We start from the raw sequence: 19479 nt of genomic DNA, 5'->3' as shown, positions 1-19479 counted from the left end.
ACCTTAAAACATATAAAATATAATATGAGACACCTTATACTGATACTTTCTTTACTTCTTTTTTCTTGTGTAAATATGTTGGGGCAACCTCAAGGATATTGGCATGGAAAAGAAAGAAAGTTACGCTATATTCCCGAAGGAGAAGACTTCGTTATTGTAAATGGAGATAAAAAATTCAACAGGGCTTTGTATGGAACAAATACCGCTTTCCGCATAGAAACAGGCGATGTACCCGAATTTGGTTTCTTCATGCCGAATATGGGCGGAAATATGCAGTTGGGTTTAGTGAAAGACGGTAAAAGTCTCTGGCTGAATGATGCCGAATATATCAAGTCTATTTATCGGGCAGGTAGTCGGATTTATGAGATAAAAGATTCCTTTATTCAATCGGGAAAGATAACGATTTCAGTATTAGCAATGGCCTATGCCGAAGGTCTGATAATGAAAATAGAATCGGAAAATCTTCCTGCCAATATAGAACTGATTACCACGTTTGGTGGAGCAAGCAATAAACGCTTTTTCAGAAACGGAGATTTAGGAGTGGATGATCCCAATGCTTTTGGCTTGCAACCCGATGCCTGTATAAACAATGAGTTTGCTATAAACGGTAATTCGTTTATATTAGAATATGGACAAGGTACAAAAGGTGGAGCACAAAAAATAGCAGGTATATATCCCGAAAATTCGGAAGTGAAATTGGCTTCACCTTTTACTATGACAACACCTTTGAATGTTTGGAAATCGGTTGTTGTAGAAAATAAACCGATTGTACTATCTAAGACAGCTCTAAATTCATCTAATACTTATTATTTCGCTATCCAAAATAATAAAGAGAGAAAGCTTCTTTATACAGAATTAAAGAAATGTTTCGATGATGCCGAAACTAAACGTAAATCAATAGCAGAGACAGTAAACATAAATACCCCTGATCAGTATTTCAATACCTTAGGAGGTGTTTTGAGTATAGCCGCCGACGGTATTTGGGATCCCGATTGTTGGCAACACGGAGCAGTAGGATGGCGTATGCCTCTTAATGGTTGGCGTGCGGCTTATGTGGGCGATGCTATTGGTTGGCACGATAGAGCCAGAAAGCATTTCGATGGATATGCAGCCTCACAGATTACAAACGTTGAACCAACTATTCCGCATCCTGCACAAGATCAAAAACTCAATTTGGCACGAGCCGAAAAAATCTGGGGTACACAAATGTATAGTAACGGTTACATTACCCGTAATCAGTACAGCACGAATCAGATGCATCATTATGACATGAATCTCTGTTATATTGATGAATTGCTCTGGCATTTCAACTGGACAGGTGATATGGATTATGTACGTAAAATGTGGCCTGTATTGAAAAGTCATTTGGCTTGGGAGAAACGAAACTTCGATCCCAATGACGATGGTCTTTATGATGCTTATGCCAGCATTTGGGCGAGTGATGCACTGCAATATAATAGTGGCAGTGTGACGCATTCATCGGCATATAACTACAGAGCCAATAAAATGGCTGCTCAAATTGCTGCTCAACTAGGAGAAAACCCCAAGCCTTATGCCGATGAGGCTGACAAGATACTCAAAGCAGTTAATTCTCAATTGTGGCTCGATAATAAAGGGTGGTGGGCAGAATACAAAGACTTTATGGGCAATAAAATGATTCATCCCAATGCTGCCATCTGGACGGTGTATCATGCCATAGATTCGGATATTCACACGCCTTTTCAGGCTTATCAGGCAACACGATACATAGATACTGAAATTCCCCATATTCCTGTTTTGGCTAGGGGATTGGATGATGAGGGGTATCAGACAATTTCGACAACTAATTGGTTACCTTATTCGTGGTCTATTAATAATGTGGCTTTTGCGGAGGTGGCTCATACTAGTTTGGCATACTGGCAATCTGGTAGGAATGATGAGGCTTTTAAACTATTCAAAAGTTCAGTTTTGGATGGTATGTATCTCGGAGGTAGTCCCGGAAATATCGGTCAGGTGAGTTTTTATGATGCTGCACGGGGAGAATGTTATCGGGATTTTGGCGATCCCATAGGGGTATATTCAAGAACACTTATTCAAGGACTTTTTGGAATATTACCTGATGCAATGAGTAATCGTTTGGAAATTCGTCCCGGATTTCCATCAGCTTGGGAATATGCATCAATTTCAACCCCTGATATTGATATTGATTTCAAACGAAAAGGTAATCTTGATATATATACTATCGATAGCAAGTTTAAAAAGTCATTGAATCTCGATTTGCGGTTAAAGGCTCAAGGAGAAAATATACTATCTGTAAAAGTAAACGGTAAACCTCATAAGTGGTCTTTAGAAGAGAGTGTTGGACAGCCTCTCATTAAGATTGAAAGCGAACCATCAACTAGTTATACAGTAGAAATAGAGTGGGGCGGAAGTAAATTAGATCAGCCCTCGTATATCTCAAACGGTGTAAATGGTGAGAATTGGAATCTATCATCTAAAGCTAAGATTCAGAAAATATATGATCCTCAAAATGTATTGGCGGATGCAAAATTAAAAGCCAATAGTATAAATGGACAATTAAATGGAGAATTAGGACATCGGACATTATTTGTTCAACTTAAGCAAGGACAAATGATCTGGTGGCAACCTATTGATATTGAAATAAAAGAACCCGTTTTTATTAATTATGATGCAGAAGCAACAAGTTTACAATTTACAGTAAAAAATAATTTGAATAAAGACTTAAATGTTCAATTACTTATAAATAATTCAGCTCAGCCATTAACTATAAAAAAAGGTGAAGCCTCTGATTTAATTACTATTCCGGAAGAGTATATAAAATTGGGAACAAACAGATTACTATTAGCCGAAAATGGAAAGGTAATTTATGAAACGAACCTAATCAATTGGAATCTAAAGAATCCATCACCTCAATATGAAACTGTAAATATTGATAATATTCTGAATGCTTCGGTTACTCAGATTTTCAAGAATGAATATCTGACACCCCGTTCACCTTATACAACATTGCAAGTACCTAAACAAGGAATAGGCGAATGGTGTCACCCGACAATGACAGCTAATATAGACGACGTCGGCTTGCGTAAAGCAACCAACGACAATCTATTTATGACACCATTCGGTGTTCCATTCCGTACGCATAGTGAGCCGAAAACCAATAACATTGCTTTCACTACTTTATGGGATAATTATCCTAGTCAGCTATCAGCACCTTTGACGGGTAAAGCATCCCATGCCTATCTGATGATGGCAGGAAGCACTAACCATATGCAATGTCATGTAGTAAACGGAACTGTAACTATAAATTATCAGGATGGAACAAAAGAGGTTTTGGAATTGATAAACCCTGAAACATGGGCACCTATCGAACAGGATTTCTTTATAGATGGACAAGCATTCAGATCGAAACAGCCTCGTCCGTATCGTGTTGCTTTTAAAACAGCATTGGTGACTCGTGATATGGAAACCGATTTGAAAATAAGTCCTACTGAGGTCTATGGTCGCACTATTGACGGTGGTGCAGGAATAATTCTTGATCTACCTTTAAATCCCCAAAAGGAATTAAAGAATATAGAAGTGAAGGCGGTAGCCAATGAAGTAGTAATCGGATTAATGGCTGTAACCCTTTTACGTAAATAGTCAAAAGTCATACAATAAAGATCAAAATGCTTATTTTGAAAGGATAAGCATTTTGTAGTTTTATAAACTGTAACCTATATATAATATTTATGAGAAACTTATTCCTAGTAGTGATTACTTTATTTACAATACAATTAGCTTATTCGCAAAAAACAGGAATCCTTTTTGCCGATTCTGAAATGAAACGTTTTCCTCAGGCATATCAATTAGATCATGGACAACGCCTTTACTTTGGCTACTCACAAGGATTGGGATGTCAGGCGATACTCGATGTCTGGAAACAGACGGGAGATAAAAAATACCTTGACTATGTTGTACAATGGGCTGATACTATTATCAACGATTTAGGAGAGATACATCTATATAAAGTCGAAACTTATAATATCGATTATATCAATTCTGGAAAAGTTCTGTTTGATGTTTATAAGCAAACAGGAGATGAAAAATACAAACTGGCTATGGACAGGCTGGTAAAACAAATGAGTGTTCATCCCCGAACGCTCGAAGGTGGATTTTGGCATAAACTGATTTATCAGCATCAAATATGGTTGGATGGGTTGTATATGGGATCTCCGTTTCTGGCTCAGTATGGCATCACATTTAATAAGCCCGAATGGACAGAAGATGTTATCAATCAATTCCTGATTTGTGCCAAACATACCTACGATCCTGCGACAGGACTATATTACCATGCCTGGGACGAGAGTAAAAATCAGCTTTGGGCAAACAAAGTTACAGGTCAGTCTCCTAACTTCTGGGGACGTAGCATCGGATGGTGGTTTATGGCTTTGGTGGATGTTTTGGATTTTATACCACAAGATAATCCTCAGAGAGGTGAGCTTATCAGAATAATAAACGGACTGGCTGAAACTTTACCCAAGTATCAAGATAAAACAGGGCTTTGGTATCAGGTTTTGGACAAAGGAGACAAACAAGGCAATTACCTTGAAGCATCCGTGTCATCTATGTTTATGTATTCTTACGCTAAGGCTTTAAACAAAGGATATATCGATAAAAAGTACAAAGCTGTTGCCGAAAAAGCTTATGATGGATTGATGAAAAACCTGATTGTGAAAAATGCAGACGGAACTCTTACATTGACAAAATGTTGTGCTGTATCGGGTCTGGGAGGAAATCCATATCGTGACGGTAGCTTCGAATATTATGTAAACGAACGTATTCGAGATAACGATGCAAAAGCAACAGGACCATTTATAATGGGATGTTTGCAACTCGGCAAATAAAGATATTAAGTCTTAAATCAGTCGTATGAAAAAGAAAAACACGATACTTTGTTTATTCAGCATATTTTCGTTGTGTTTATCGGCACAACAGACAGGCTGGCCACAAATAAAATCCGAGATGAAACCCGCCGCACGTTGGTGGTGGATGGGGAGTGCCGTCGATAAAGAGAATCTTGCCTATAATATGGGAGAATATGCCCGTAAAGGTATGGGCGGACTCGAAATCACTCCTATTTATGGTGTTCGGAATAATGAGGCGAATGAAATTCAATACCTGTCGCCACGTTGGATGGAAATGCTTAAATATACAGAAGCACAAGGCAATCAACTCGGCTTAAAGATAGATATGAATGGTGGCACAGGCTGGCCTTTCGGAGGACCTCAGGTAAGCATGGAAGATGCTGCAACAAAAGTTATATTCGAGGAATATAGCTTGCAAGGCGGACAACAATTAAATGAAAAGATAGAAGTAAAAGACGAGAAGCAAAAAAACATCGCAATCTTTTATCGTTTGATGGCTTTCTCTGATAAAGGAGATAAATTAGATCTTACTTCTAAGGTCAAAAACAAAACACTTTCATGGACTGCTCCAAAAGGAAATTGGCGATTGATAGCTGTTTTCAATGGTAAAACATTGCAGCAGGTAAAGCGTGCTGCTCCCGGAGGTGAAGGGTTGGTAATGAATCATTTTTCGAAAACAGCAGTTTCTAATTATCTTACCCGACTATCTAAAGCCTTTCAGGATAATAACGCTAGCTATCCTAATTCTTTCTTTAACGATTCGTATGAAGTATATGGTGGTGATTGGACTCCCGACCTATTCGAACAATTCGAGAAAAGACGGGGATATAAATTGGAAAATTATTTACCTGAATTTATCTCCCAAGAAAGAACGGATGTAACAGCACGTATAATTGCCGATTATAGAGAAACTCTGGCTGATCTGCTTCTTGAAAACTTTACTCATCAGTGGACAAATTGGGCGCATCAGCATGGAAGTACCACCCGAAATCAGGCACACGGATCACCCGGAAATCTGATCGATTTATATGCGACAGTAGATATTCCCGAAGCTGAGTCTTTTGGTATATCCGATTTTCATATAAAAGGACTTCGGAAAGATTCGATCAAAAAGATAAATGATTCTGACTTATCTATGCTTAAATATGCCTCTTCGGGAGCACATATTACAGGAAAACCGTATACCAGCTCCGAAACATTTACATGGTTGACCGAGCATTTCAGAACTTCACTTTCTCAGTGTAAACCCGATTTGGATTTGCTGTTTCTTTCGGGTGTAAATCACGTCTTTTTTCATGGAACAACCTATTCGCCCAAAGAGGCTAAATGGCCCGGATGGAAATTTTATGCTTCAATAGATATGTCGCCCACCAATAGTATTTGGAGAGATGCAGATGCTTTCTTTGAGTATATCACCAGATGCCAGTCTTTTCTGCAAGAGGGTAAACCGGATAACGATTTTCTGCTTTATTTCCCTGTGTACGATATGTGGCATGAACAAGACGGACACCTTTTGATGTTTGATATTCATAAGATGCAAGAACGTGCTCCTGAGTTTATTTCAGCTGTAAATAATATTGTCAATTCGGGATATGATGTCGATTATATATCAGATAACTATTTATTGTCTACACAGGTTATTAATGGTAAACTTGTGACATCAGGCAGTACATCATATAAAGCTATAATTGTACCTTCTGTTGATAAGATGCCGATTGAAACATTGTCACATTTATTGAAATTAGCTAAAGACGGGGCAAAGATCGTTTTCGTAGAGAAATATCCCAATGATGTTCCCGGATTTAAAGATTTCGACAAACGAAGAGCAGAATTAGTAAAGCTTATAAATCAGATATCTAAAACGAAATCATTTGCTGAAGTAAATACTCAAACATTGGGCAAAGGGCAGATAATAACAGGCTCGGATTATACTAAAACGTTGGATGCTTGTAATATCCAAAAAGAGGAAATGAAAACCTTAAACGGTTTGCAATATATCAGAAGAAGCAACAAGGATGGTTATCATTATTTCATATCAGCACTTAAAGCCGAAGATACAGAAGGTTGGATAACTCTTGCTGTGGATGCCGAAAGTGCGATGTTCTTTAATCCGATGGATGGAAAATCAGGATTGGCTAAGGTTCGTAAAGAAGGAAATAAAACACAAGTATATCTTCAACTTGAATCAGGGCAATCGATTATACTGAAAACATTTGATAAGAAGATAACGAATGTTGCCGATTGGAAATATTACACTCCTCAAAATCTATCTATTATGCTTAATAGTGGGTGGGCGATGAAATTTGTGGAAAGTAGCCCTGCTATTGCTAATGAGTTTAAACTAAATAAGCTAGGATCATGGACTGGACTGGATAATCCTGACCTGAAAACAAATATGGGAACAGCCTTATATACTACTGAATTTAACTTACCATTGATACAGAGTGATGAATGGGAGTTAGATCTTGGCGATGTCCGCGAGAGTGCTCGGGTAAGAATAAATGGTCAAGATGTAGCAACCCTTTGGGCTGTTCCTTTTAAAATAAAGGTTGGTAAATACCTGAAAGAAGGTAATAACCGTATTGAAATTGAGGTAACCAATCTGCCTGCAAATCGAATTGCTGAATATGACAGACAGAAATTCGATTGGCGAATATTCAAGGAAATAAATTTTGTGAAAATCGATTATCAGAAAGGGGACTATTCGGGATGGGAAATAATACCTTCTGGTTTGTTGGGTCCTGTAACCTTAACTCCTTTAACTATTGAAAGCCTAAACTAACTATGAAAAAACTCGTAATTATTATAACCTTATTCGTTGTATCTGCTTGCAATCTCTTTGCAAAAGAAGAGGGAGGATATGAATATCTATATGAAAATCTACCTTTTCAGATGCCTAAATTGGCTCGTCCGACTTTTCCTACCAACAAAGTATCCATTAAAGATTTTGGAGGGATAGGCGATGGTATAGCATTAAATACCCAAGCTTTTGCAAAGGCAATAGATGCTCTGGCAGCTAAAGGTGGTGGACAATTAACTGTGCCTCCCGGTGTATGGCTGACAGGACCTATCGTTTTTAAAAGTAATATTAATCTGCATTTAGAAGATAAATCAATCATTCTTTTTTCGCCCGATAAAGATTTGTACCCTTTGGTTGAAACGGTTTTTGAGGGACTTGATACACGCAGATGCCAATCACCTATCTCGGGAAAAAATCTCATAAATGTAGCTATAACGGGAAGTGGAGCGATTGACGGAAATGGTCATTATTGGAGACCTCTAAAAAAGCAAAAAGTATCGGATAGCTTCTGGAAAAGTGCAACTTCTAAAGGTGGAGTATTCAAGCGTGCTGACTATTGGATGCCTTCGGCTCAATACTTGCATGGCGATACTATCAGCAACATGAATGTGCCCCGAAATTTAAAGACCGAAGCCGAATGGGCTTCGGTACGGGACTTTCTTCGCCCTGTGATGATTAGTTTTCAGCAATGTAAAAATGTATATCTGCAAGGAGTTATTTTTCAAAATTCGCCTGCATGGAATATACACCCTTTTATGTGTGAAAACGTTATTCTCGATGGGGTTCAGGTGAGAAATCCGTCTTATGCTCAAAATGGTGACGGAGTGGATTTGGAATCGTGCAAAAATGCGATCATTGTCAACAGTACTTTTGACGTAGGTGATGATGGTATTTGTATAAAATCGGGTAAAGATGAGGATGGGTTGAAACGAAATATCCCATGTGAGAATGTAATTGTCGATAATTGTACCGTATTTAAAGGACATGGTGGTTTTGTTGTTGGCAGTGAAATGTCGGGTGGAGTGCGGAATATATCAGTTTCTAATTGCCAATTTCTAGGTACGGATGTTGGTCTAAGATTCAAAAGCAGCCGAGGGCGTGGTGGAGTTGTAGAGAATATTTACATTACCAATGTAAGTATGATTGATATTTCTACCGAACCCATTCACTTGAATCTTTATTATGGAGGAAAATCGGTAGTAGAAACTCTCGAAGATAATGATGCTGAACCTCTAACCGAAGTGATACCTCCTGTGGATATTACCACACCGACTTTCCGCAATATCTTTATAAAAGACGTGACGTGCAGTAAGGCTCGTAAAGCTATGTATTTCTATGGATTGCCCGAACATAATATAGATAATATTAATGTAGAGAATGTGGTTATTCATTCACAATTAGGAGCCGAAATCATGGAATCAAAAAATATTACATTGAAAAATGTAAATATTTATCCCAAAGAAGGAGCAGCTTTGATCTTAAGAAACGTAAGTGATGTGAAGGTGGATGGTTTTACTACGGATGCAAAATTACCCGGTGTATTTGAAGTGTCGGGGTTAAGATCAAAAAATATAGTCATTTCATCTACTTATAAAGCCAATCAGCTGAAAATAGGCTCAGACATTAAATCGGAAGTAGTGAAATTGATATATAAAAAGTGACAAAACCTGTAGTCTTTGTCTCAAATACACTATCGGTATAAATGAGAAGAGGCACTACATTTGCTTTACACAATCAAAATCTATTCACTTAAAAATGATAGACCTTAAATCTAAATAAATGAATACACAAAACTTTCTGGCAATTGATATAGGCGCATCAAGCGGACGCACTATACTTGGTACTCTCGATAACGGAGTGCTCAAAATCGAAGAGTTAACCCGTTTTGCTAATCCTTTGATTGAAGTAAACGGTCATTTTTACTGGAACATATTATCGCTTTATGAGTCGATTCTTCTCAGTTTGAAGAAAGTCGCTCAGGAAGGAATCACTATATCGTCAATAGGTATAGATACATGGGGAGTCGATTTTATAGCTATCGATAAGAATAAAGAAATCATAGGTATGCCCTATGCATATCGTGATCCTCATACGGTAGATGCACCTGATAATTTTTTTAAGCTTGTTTCACGTAAGGATGTGTATGAAGCAACAGGAATCCAGATAATGAATTTCAATTCATTGTTTCAATTTTTCACTCTTAATGAGAATGAAGCCACTTTGTTGAAAGAGGCTGATAAGATTATATTCATGCCCGATGCTTTATCCTATTTGCTTACAGGTGAGGTGGTAATGGAATATACGATAGCTTCGACATCTCAGGCTATGAATCCTTATAAAAAAGAGCTGAATTGCGAATTACTCGAAAAAGTAGGTCTGGATAAAAGCAAATTCGGACGTTTTGTGTTACCGGGAACTGTGATTGGAAATTTGTCAGAGTCGGTTTGTAAACAAACAGGACTCGAAAATATTCCTGTTGTGGCTGTTGCAGGGCACGATACGGCTTCGGCTGTGGCATCTGTACCTGCTGAGGATGAGTGCTTTGCTTATCTGAGTTCGGGAACGTGGTCATTAATGGGGATCGAGGTAAAAGAGCCTATTATAAATGAGAAGACATATAATCTCAACTTCACTAATGAGGGTGGGGTAGACGGTACAATCCGTTTCCTCAAGAATATATGTGGAATGTGGCTTTTAGAGCAATGCCGTAAAGAATGGGATGCTAATCTCTCTTATCCCGATTTGATTGAGCAGGCGTCGAAAAGCGAACCTTTCAAATGTTTGGTAGATCCCGATGCAGACGTCTTTGCCAATCCTACAATAATGACCAAAGCAATAAGTAATTATTGTATTAATACAGGTCAGCCAACGCCTCAGACTATCGGTGAATATGTTCGTTGCATATTCGAGAGTTTAGCATTAAGGTACAAAGAGATATTCGATCATTTGCAGGAATTAGCTCCTTTCGAGATCAAGAAACTACATGTAATCGGAGGAGGTTCAAAGAACAATCTGTTAAATCAGTTTACTGCCAATGCGTTGAATGTTCCTATTGTAACAGGACCATCTGAAGCAACAGCCATTGGTAATATTATGTTACAGGCAAAAGCTTTGAATCTGGTGAATAGTTTATCGGATATGAGAAAGGTAATAAGCAATTCGGTACAACCCGAAACCTTCTTACCTCAGGATGTTGAGATTTGGAATAAAGCATATGCAAAGTATTTACAGATAAGTAAATGAAAGAATAACAAACAGGTCTGTGACCTTAAAAAATAAATAACCATGAAAAAAGAAGTATTAGTAGAAAAGGCATACGAAATCGCAAAAGAGCGTTATGCAGCAGTTGGTGTGGATGTTGATAAAGTTTTGGCGAAAATTCAGGAAGTATCCATATCGCTTCATTGCTGGCAGACAGACGATGTGGTTGGTTTCGAGAATCTGGGAAATATTGGCGGAGGCGGTATTCAGGCTACCGGAAACTATCCGGGTAGAGCTCGTAATATAGATGAAGTGCGTGCCGATATAGAGCAAGTTTTGAAATATGTAGGAGGTAACCATCGTTTCAATCTACATGCTATATATGGTGATTTCGGAGGAAAAGCGGTTGACAGAGATCAAATTCTTCCTGAGCATTTTACAAGCTGGATGGATTGGGCGAAAGAAAAGAATCTTAAACTGGATTTCAATTCAAGTTCGTTCGGACATCCTAAGAGTGGAGATTTAACGCTTGCTAATCCTGATAATTCGATCCGTGAATTTTGGATCGAGCATACAAAACGTTCACGTGCCATATCGGAGGCAATGGGTAAATTTCAAAACGACCCTTGTATTATGAATTTATGGATACACGATGGAAGTAAAGATATTACCGTAAATCGTTATAAATACCGTCAGATATTAGAGCAATCGTTAGATAATATATTCTCTACCGAATATAAAAACATGAAAGATTGTATCGAATCTAAATTGTTTGGTATTGCATTGGAGAGTTATACCGTTGGTTCTCATGATTTCTACATGGGATATGGTGTGAAGAATCAAAAAATGGTTACACTAGATACAGGTCACTTCCATTTGTCGGAAAGTGTTGCCGATAAGATTTCTTCTCTATTGCTTTATACTCCGGAGATCATGCTTCACGTAAGCCGTCCTGTTCGTTGGGATTCGGATCACGTGGCTATCTTGAATGATGAGACTATCGATCTTGCAAAAGAAATAGTAAGAGCAGATGCTTTGAAAAGAGTACATATAGGTCTTGACTTCTTCGATGCATCTATCAATCGTATCGGTGCGTATGTGATCGGTATCAGAGCTACTCAAAAAGCATTCCTTCAGGCATTGCTTGAGCCGCTAAATATCCTTCGTGAATATGAGTCGAAAGGACAGTATTTCGAAAGACTTGCACTTCTAGAAGAGTCTAAAGGTCTTCCTTGGAATGCAGTGTGGGATTATTTCTGCTTGAAAAATAACATTGCTGTGGGCGAAGATTTTATTCCTTTGGTACAACAATATGAAAAAGACGTAACATCTAAACGATGAATACATTAATAGGTCTGATTATAATAGCGATAGGAAGTTTGGGTCAATCCAGCTCGTATGTTCCCATTAATAAGGTCAAAGATTGGTCTTGGGAAAACTTCTGGTTGGTTCAAGGGGTGTTTGCATGGTTAGTATTCCCTTTCTTGGGAGCTTTATTGGCTACAAACTTCCAGTCGTTAATTGACGTATATTCGATAGAATCTGCCGCTACTCTGAAAACCATTTTTTATGGTGTTTTGTGGGGCATTGGAGGTTTGACTTTCGGTTTGAGTATGCGTTATTTGGGGGTTGCATTGGGGCAATCTATCGCCTTGGGTACTTGCTCGGCTTTCGGAACACTTATTCCTGCTGTGCTTAGTGGTAACGATTTACTGTCCGGTGATGGAGTAATTCTCCTGATAAGTGTTTGTATCACTTTGGCAGGTATTGCAACGATCGGTTATGCAGGTTCTTTGAGATCGAAGGATATGACCGAAGAAGAAAAGAAGAAAGCAGTCAAAGACTTTGCTTTGAAAAAAGGATTGCTTGTAGCTCTGCTTGCAGGTGTAATGAGTGCCTGTTTCAGCTTGGGATTGAATGCGGGTGAACCTATTCAGCAAAGAGTAATGGAGCTTGGAGCAAATTCATTCTTTACCCAGAATCCCGTAACTCTTTTGGTTACAATCGGCGGTTTTCTTACCAACCTTATATATTGCGTATGGCAAAATAAAAAGAATGGTACTTCGGGACAAATTTTTACTACTCCTTCGGGATTATTGGTGCGAAATACTTTATTCTGTGTCTTAGCCGGTATATTGTGGTATTCTCAGTTTTTTGCATTGGGAATGGGTAAAAGCTTCTTCGAACCGGGTAGTATTATGATTGCCTTCTCGTGGAGTATACTTATGTCGCTCAATGTGATATGCAGCAATATCTGGGGAATTGTTCTGAAAGAATGGAAAGGTACAGGTCAGAAAACAATTATGGTACTCATATTGGGTATGGCTATACTTATATTTTCATTAGTGCTGCCTAACCTTTTGTGAGATGTGTATGTTTAATGTTCTATTTTATTATTTTACTACGCGCAATCGAAGATTGCTTGTATTCCTTTTGCCCAAAGCCACAAAAGGAATCAAAAAGGCTTTGTGCTGCGTGGCTCTCCTGCCTGCCTTAAGCTTGCGGTCTAAACTAAACTTATTGCCTATCGGCACGTTTAGTTTTACGCCTGCTTTGCTTGTCAGCCAACGGCTACTCCACTGATGCACTTGGGCTGACGCACGCAAAAGCTTGTCATCCGTTAGGTTACCGACCTTGCCAGTTGCACGGGGTACCCGCAGGATGAAGAAAGCGTTAAGAAACGAAAGGGTATCAACGTTAAACGTTTTCTTTTGTTTTAGCTTTCGAGACCGTAGCGGGTCGGGCAAAGAGGCATAGTCTTGATCTTTTGTTTCGTTTTGCATCAAGGCAAAATGAAAAACAAACCCATAGGGTGCGTTAGTAAAAATAGAACATATAATATCAACTACCAACTGGCATTAGTTATAACTTAAAAATATAACATTAAAGTATTACTTAAATAGGTCTGTGACCTTAAAACTGAAAACGAAATGAAATCAATATTAGATAACCGTCCGGAACTTGCCAAAAAAGTATGGGAAGTGGCAGAAGTAGCGGGCTACCTTTGGCAAAAAGGATGGGCTGAACGCAATGGTGGAAATATCACAATAAACATCACGGATCTGGTGGATGATGAAATCAGAAACATGAAACCGATCAGTGAGAAATATGTAATTGGAAAAGTTCTTCCCAATTTGAAAGGATGCTATTTTTTCTGTAAGGGAACCAATATGCGTATGCGTGATTTGGCTCGCTGGCCTATGGAGAATGGTGCTGTAATTCGTATCGGCGACGATTGTAACAGCTACGAAATTATAGCGGATAATCCCGTTCGCCCGACATCCGAATTACCGTCACATCTATCCATGCACGATTATATGATTGGTAGCGGATCTAATTATAAGGCGGCGTTACATACGCATCCTATTGATTTGATAGCTATGACTCATAACCGAGCATTTTTAGAAAAAGATAAGCTTACTTATCTTCTCTGGAGTATGATTCCCGAAACCAGAGCTTTCTGTCCTAAAGGATTAGGTATTATACCTTATCTAATGCCTAGCTCTATAGAGTTGGCTGAGGCTACGGTAAAAGCACTGGAAAATTACGATGTAGTAATGTGGGAGAAGCACGGTGTATGTTCCATTAGTGAAAACATCATGGAAGCATTCGATATGGTGGATACCCTTTCGAAATCGGCACAAATATATCTGACAGCTAAATCGATGGGCTTCGAGCCCGAAGGTACTTCTATGGCAGATATGCAAGCTTTGAAAGAGGCTTTCAATTTGCCCAAATAATGTATTATGCTTTCGAGTAGGGATGGGGAGTCTCATCTCTACATTAAAGCATTATTTATCTATCTATAAATTCGTTGCCGATTGGGATAATCTTATTTGTTTGGCTGCATATAACATAAGATATTTATCTGTCTTTGCACCGAAAAAGGTAACACCATAAAATAGAAAAATAGACTCATATAAAAAGTGTCACTTTTGTTACTTTTGTCACCTTCTGATTTGTTGTTTGTTGATTTATAGTGTTTTAGTGAAAATCGGAAAATGACACTTTTGTAGAAGTATTTGTCACCTTATTGATTACTTTTTGTAACGAATGATACCTGATTGTAGAATTATTTCGATCGCAGATTAGTAATCATTTTCAAATTTTTAATAGTTAACCTTATGTACCGAAAATCACTAATAGTTGCTTTTGCTCTTTTTACGACACTGGCTGCTTATTCTCAGGCAACTCAATCGGCAGATCAAATAGCAATAGCTATTGCCGACAGAATTATGTCGGAGACGCCTTACACCTTTGTTAATACAAAGACAGAGCAAACTTATACCAACCTTAAGAATGTTCCATTTTCTATGGATATTAAGGTTCAGAACGAATATAACGACTGGCATTATACAAATGGAGTTTTGAATATTGCTCTGTTGGAACTTGCAGATAAAACCAAATCAAAGAAATACGAAGATTATGTTTTCAAGAATATGAATTTTGTTTTTGATGAGAATAATCTGAACTTCTTTAAGAAACAATACGATCAGGCATTTAGCGAAGGAGGCTGGCGGGCTATTCGCAAACTGACATGGCACATGATATTCAGAGCCAAGAGGCTTGATGACAACGGTCCGATGGGTGCAAGTCTGATTGAGCTTCAAATGCGTAAACCGAACAAGGCATTTCTTAATTATATAAATGAGACTAACGATCATTTGATGTATGCAGAACCTCGTCTCGAGGATGGAACGATAGCACGACTTTGGCCTCACGAAAATACAATCTGGGCAGATGACTTATTTATGGGAGTCGCCTTTCTTTGCCGTATGGGTAAAATGACAGGAGATACAAAATATTTTGACGATGCAGCCAATCAGGTCTTGAATTATACAAACTATCTATGGCATCCCGAAAAGCAAATCTATTATCATTGCTACCATACAGATACTAAGGAACATGGTGTTGCACATTGGTCAAGAGCCAATGGGTGGATTTTAATGGCACAAGCCGACCTGTTAACCATGTTACCTAAAAATCATCCTAAGAGGCAGGCTTTAATCGAAAACTTCAAACAACAAGTGAGTGGGGTAGCCCGTTATCAGGGGAAAAATGGTTTGTGGTACCAAATCTTGGATAAAACAGATTCGTATGAAGAGATAACAGGTACTGCTATGTTTGTATTCGGTATTGCCCGTGGAGTAAGAGAAGGCTGGATAGATAAAGATTTTATTTATGTTGCAGAGCAGGGTTTGAAGGGTATGATGACAAAAATGACTGATGAAGGTGATGTTACTGCTATTTGTGTGGGGACGGGTATTATGCCTTCATTATCATTTTATTATAACCGGAAAACACAAGAGAATGCCCCTATGGGAGAAGGGCCTGTATTGCGTGCTTTAGTCGAAATGTCGGATGCGATTAAATATTCTGAAATATCAGCAGATGATCAGTATGATAAAATTGTGATAAAAAAATAATACCTTTAAGAGCTTGATTCATTGTTGGATCGAGCCCTTAATCTATCTACTTATGATGCGCCTTAATGACTTTGGGGTTAACTTTAAATACTTACTGGTTAGTGAGCGGGATAAACAATTTGGCTTATGGGTAAATACGGTCGGATTTCAGCCTATTCAAAAAGGAGGAAAATATCCTTTGACAAACCATCCTTCCGACTACTTTTTTAATACGTCTAAAGGTCGGGTTCTCCGTGAATACCAACTACTTTATATAACAAAAGGGGAAGGTTTCTTCGAGTCTGATTCTACCAAGAAAAGAAAAGTGGAAAAAGGTTGCCTCATTATGCTTTTTCCCAATCAATGGCATACCTATAGTCCGCTTTCCGATAGTGGATGGAATGAATATTATATTGGCTTCGAAGGCCCTATAATCGATAATCTTGTTCATGCATCGTTTTTCACGAAAGAGAATCCTGTTTTAGAAGTTGGTTTTCAGGATAACTTGGTGAATCTTTTCTCCCGTGCTATCGAAACAGCTAAAGAAGATAAAATTGCTACTCAGCAATATCTGGCAGGCGTTGTGTTGCATATTATGGGCAAGGTGTTATCTGTTTCGAAAAACATAGTAACCGAAAATGCGGAAATTTATCAAAAAATAGAACGGGCTAAAATTATTATGTCCGAGAATATCTATAAGGATGTTGCCCCCCAGCAAATTGCCGAAAAACTGAATGTCAGCTATTCGTGGTTTCGTAAAGTCTTTAAGAATTATACAGGATATGCTCCTACACAATATTTTCAGGAATTGAAGATCAATCAGGCAAAACATCTTCTGGCCGAAACTTCACAATCGGTCAAAGAGATTGCTTTTGAGCTGAATTATAATTCGACAGAGCATTTTTTCTCCATCTTTAAGAAAAAGACAGGATTTACACCCATTGCTTATCGGAACTATCAGCGTGGAATAGGTTGATTATTCGATACGCACACATCGTACCGAATTACCCATAGCACGTGAGTAGCCGAAATTATAACTTATAATATCAGTTGAGCCATAAACTTTGTTATAGAAGACGGTTGTGAAAGACAAATTATCAGAGCCACCCTTACCTATTGAGTTCCAGTATGTACCCATATATCCAACATTCGTTAAAACTCCGTTGAGTTGGTTTCTATATCCCGGACTTGGATAATATCCAAGTTCAGCCCACGTAATACCTGTACCTGCAGCAAAACCGGGATTTCCAAGATCATACCAGGGCGAACTTGCAGGTTCCAGTGCTGTCCATGGTACTTTCCAACCTGCGGGACAGGGATCAAAAATTCCTTTTGTTATATTGGTACTTAACCATAAACTGTCGTTTCTAAAACCGAGAACATTGCTATACCAATCACCAAAATTCCCTGTAGATAAATAGAAAGTCGAGGGGTTTAGTACCGCATTTGCCAAGTTATTTTTAACGGCAACAACGGTTTTGTCTATTGTTGTTACATTTCCATAGATTACAGGCTCTAATGTGACTCCATTTCCAATAGTTTGGTTTGCTCCGGGAAAAGGCATATTCCGCCCCCATTGATACAATAACCCCAGTGAGCCGAGATCGCCGATAGTGGTATTTGATGCACCGAGATTACGATCCATAAAAGTGAGCCCTTTATATGTTTTGGCATTAACTAAGGGATTATATCCGGTTATCCATATATGCCACGACCAACGGATTATGCCTCCTATCTTTACTACGATAACAGCATTTCCTGATCCTTTGGCAGCATCGGTACTAAGTTTGATAATTGTGTTGTAGCCCTGATCACCTTTTAATAGAGTAATGTTACCGGCAGATATTAAATCTTGAGTATCTTGCCATAATAATTCTGCGGTAACGGCCCCTGTGAGTTTCTCGTTTACAAAATCAGGTGTTGAATATGATTCCCAGAAAGCATATGCTTTGCTGACAGGTATTTCAACAAATTGCCCAGGTTTTACTATATATGAATTAGGGTTATATAATGGATTTACCGATTGGTCGAGTAACATCCATTTCTGTCCGTCCCATGAATAAATTGCAGGTAATAAAGTTCCTCCGTAGGTTGTATTGTATACTGTAAGTCCTTTGTGTAAGAGTTTCTGTGCATCAGTTGCGCCGACAACACATGGAGCCAGATTGTCTGCAGCTGTCAGGGCAACACGCGGTAGCATAAGTCCTTTTGTTGAGGTTATATTCTGGATATCGGCATCCTGCATTTTGATCTCTAGTAATGCTCCGGGTTGAGGTTGTATAGATAATGCAGTACTCCCCGAACCAATAACAACTTGTGCTTCTATATTTAGAATTACTCCCAAAAAGAGAAGTAAAAAGAAACAGTATTTTGTATTCATAAAAATATCTTCATGTTGTATCAATTACCTTCCTCTGCAATGATAGACAAAGGAACCCAGCGTTTACCGATCCATAGATATGTACCTTTTTGAATATCCAATCCTACTTCTGCTACATTATATACCAATAGTCCTATATGGTTATTTTTATCAATATCAGTTGCATTTGCAACACATGGTTCTAATTCGGTTAACGATTGTAAGGCAACGCGTGGATATAATATCCCTTGTTTGGCAGTACCGTTCGATTCACTTTTTAAGGCAAGTAGTGCACCTGTCTGACTCGTATTAGTAGATCCGATAACTACCTGCTGAGCCTCTATCTTTAGGGCAAATAGTTCAAAAACAATAAGCCCTAAAATGACATACCAATATCTTTTTTCCATAATGGATGAATTCAGAATCTAATTAAATCTTTTCGAAAAACTTCTCAAAAAGATATATATCAAACAACTAATTGATGCAACTTCTTATAATACAACAATTCAATTATAAACTATATCTGTTATGTCCCATCTCTGAATCTTTATAAAAAATAAGTAGACCAGCGATGCCAATTATTATAACAAATGAAATATAGATTTGATTGATAAACAAAGATAATTAAAGAAATTCAAATATATACAACCGATGTGTTGCTTTGACAAATTAAGAATGTTTAGATTTATATACACATTGATATTTTTCTTATATTAAATGATTTAGGAGAAAGATTCTCTGAAGAATATAACCATTTCGAAATCTAAATCTGTCTTTTTGTTCTAATTTAAGCTTGTTTATTTGTATTTA

The 19479-nt window shown here is 38.1% G+C and carries 12 protein-coding genes and 1 pseudogene; 10 read left to right on the top strand and 3 right to left on the bottom strand.

Annotated features, from left to right (window positions below):
- Positions 1–24 precede the first annotated feature (24 nt).
- From G7050_RS00645 to rhaT, 7 genes and pseudogenes are all read left to right on the top strand, one after another.
- Positions 25–3639 carry a DUF4450 domain-containing protein gene (locus G7050_RS00645; protein ID WP_166109697.1) on the top strand — a complete coding sequence of 1205 codons (3615 nt, stop codon included), beginning with the start codon at positions 25–27 and terminating at the stop codon, positions 3637–3639.
- Between the two features lie 164 nt (positions 3640–3803).
- Positions 3804–4883, top strand: a pseudogene (locus G7050_RS00640) (glycoside hydrolase family 105 protein); the annotation flags it as partial.
- Between the two features lie 25 nt (positions 4884–4908).
- Positions 4909–7686 (top strand): glycosyl hydrolase, encoded by a 2778-nt coding sequence (locus G7050_RS00635; protein WP_166109691.1) that lies wholly within the window; start codon positions 4909–4911, stop codon positions 7684–7686.
- A gap of 2 nt (positions 7687–7688) precedes the next feature.
- Entirely contained in the window at positions 7689–9365 is a 1677-nt protein-coding gene (locus tag G7050_RS00630; RefSeq protein WP_166109688.1) for a glycoside hydrolase family 28 protein, read from the top strand.
- Between the two features lie 118 nt (positions 9366–9483).
- Positions 9484–10947: a rhamnulokinase family protein gene (locus G7050_RS00625; RefSeq protein WP_166109685.1), complete on the top strand. Its 1464-nt coding sequence runs from the start codon at positions 9484–9486 to the stop codon at positions 10945–10947.
- Between the two features lie 42 nt (positions 10948–10989).
- Positions 10990–12246, top strand: coding sequence for an L-rhamnose isomerase (locus tag G7050_RS00620; protein ID WP_166109682.1), 1257 nt, complete (start codon positions 10990–10992; stop codon positions 12244–12246).
- The gene (gene rhaT, locus G7050_RS00615; protein WP_166109679.1) at positions 12243–13271 is read left to right on the top strand and encodes an L-rhamnose/proton symporter RhaT; all 1029 of its coding nucleotides are present in this window, start codon (positions 12243–12245) and stop codon (positions 13269–13271) included. The genes G7050_RS00620 and rhaT overlap by 4 nt, the downstream gene beginning before the upstream one ends.
- A 27-nt stretch (positions 13272–13298) precedes the next feature.
- On the opposite strand, the gene G7050_RS00610 is transcribed toward rhaT, so the two are convergent.
- On the bottom strand, positions 13299–13688 hold the full coding sequence (locus tag G7050_RS00610; protein ID WP_166109676.1) for a hypothetical protein: 390 nt from the start codon (positions 13686–13688) through the stop codon (positions 13299–13301).
- A 147-nt stretch (positions 13689–13835) separates the two neighbouring features.
- Here G7050_RS00610 and rhaD point away from each other — a divergent pair, with 147 nt between their 5' ends.
- From rhaD to G7050_RS00595, 3 genes are all read left to right on the top strand, one after another.
- On the top strand, positions 13836–14645 hold the full coding sequence (gene rhaD, locus G7050_RS00605) for a rhamnulose-1-phosphate aldolase (RefSeq protein WP_166109673.1): 810 nt from the start codon (positions 13836–13838) through the stop codon (positions 14643–14645).
- Between the two features lie 384 nt (positions 14646–15029).
- Positions 15030–16331 (top strand): glycoside hydrolase family 105 protein, encoded by a 1302-nt coding sequence (locus G7050_RS00600; protein WP_166109670.1) that lies wholly within the window; start codon positions 15030–15032, stop codon positions 16329–16331.
- A gap of 52 nt (positions 16332–16383) precedes the next feature.
- Positions 16384–17286, top strand: a complete 903-nt coding sequence (locus G7050_RS00595) for an AraC family transcriptional regulator (RefSeq protein ID WP_166109667.1) — start codon at positions 16384–16386, stop codon at positions 17284–17286.
- Here G7050_RS00595 and G7050_RS00590 read toward each other — a convergent pair whose 3' ends face one another.
- Complete coding sequence (locus G7050_RS00590) at positions 17287–18690, bottom strand: hypothetical protein (protein WP_166109665.1); 1404 nt, start codon at positions 18688–18690, stop codon at positions 17287–17289.
- Positions 18691–18710: 20 nt separating this feature from the next.
- Positions 18711–19076 carry a hypothetical protein gene (locus G7050_RS00585; protein WP_166109662.1) on the bottom strand — a complete coding sequence of 122 codons (366 nt, stop codon included), beginning with the start codon at positions 19074–19076 and terminating at the stop codon, positions 18711–18713.
- Positions 19077–19479: the final 403 nt, after the last annotated feature.

It is taken from the genome of Dysgonomonas sp. HDW5A (assembly GCF_011299555.1).
Lineage (GTDB): Bacteria > Bacteroidota > Bacteroidia > Bacteroidales > Dysgonomonadaceae > Dysgonomonas_A.
Note: the sequence above shows the minus strand (reverse complement) of the source record. Positions and strands in the feature narration are given on the sequence as shown.

Excerpts from the sequence above, each read along its gene's own strand:
- G7050_RS00645 (WP_166109697.1), top strand. The coding sequence starts at position 25 with ATGAGACACCTTATACTGATACTTTCTTTACTTCTTTTTTCTTGTGTA.
- G7050_RS00635 (WP_166109691.1), top strand. The coding sequence starts at position 4,909 with ATGAAAAAGAAAAACACGATACTTTGTTTATTCAGCATATTTTCGTTG.
- G7050_RS00630 (WP_166109688.1), top strand. The coding sequence starts at position 7,689 with ATGAAAAAACTCGTAATTATTATAACCTTATTCGTTGTATCTGCTTGC.
- G7050_RS00625 (WP_166109685.1), top strand. The coding sequence starts at position 9,484 with ATGAATACACAAAACTTTCTGGCAATTGATATAGGCGCATCAAGCGGA.
- G7050_RS00620 (WP_166109682.1), top strand. The coding sequence starts at position 10,990 with ATGAAAAAAGAAGTATTAGTAGAAAAGGCATACGAAATCGCAAAAGAG.
- rhaT (WP_166109679.1), top strand. The coding sequence starts at position 12,243 with ATGAATACATTAATAGGTCTGATTATAATAGCGATAGGAAGTTTGGGT.
- G7050_RS00610 (WP_166109676.1), bottom strand. The coding sequence starts at position 13,688 with ATGCAAAACGAAACAAAAGATCAAGACTATGCCTCTTTGCCCGACCCG.
- rhaD (WP_166109673.1), top strand. The coding sequence starts at position 13,836 with ATGAAATCAATATTAGATAACCGTCCGGAACTTGCCAAAAAAGTATGG.
- G7050_RS00600 (WP_166109670.1), top strand. The coding sequence starts at position 15,030 with ATGTACCGAAAATCACTAATAGTTGCTTTTGCTCTTTTTACGACACTG.
- G7050_RS00595 (WP_166109667.1), top strand. The coding sequence starts at position 16,384 with ATGATGCGCCTTAATGACTTTGGGGTTAACTTTAAATACTTACTGGTT.
- G7050_RS00590 (WP_166109665.1), bottom strand. The coding sequence starts at position 18,690 with ATGAATACAAAATACTGTTTCTTTTTACTTCTCTTTTTGGGAGTAATT.
- G7050_RS00585 (WP_166109662.1), bottom strand. The coding sequence starts at position 19,076 with ATGGAAAAAAGATATTGGTATGTCATTTTAGGGCTTATTGTTTTTGAA.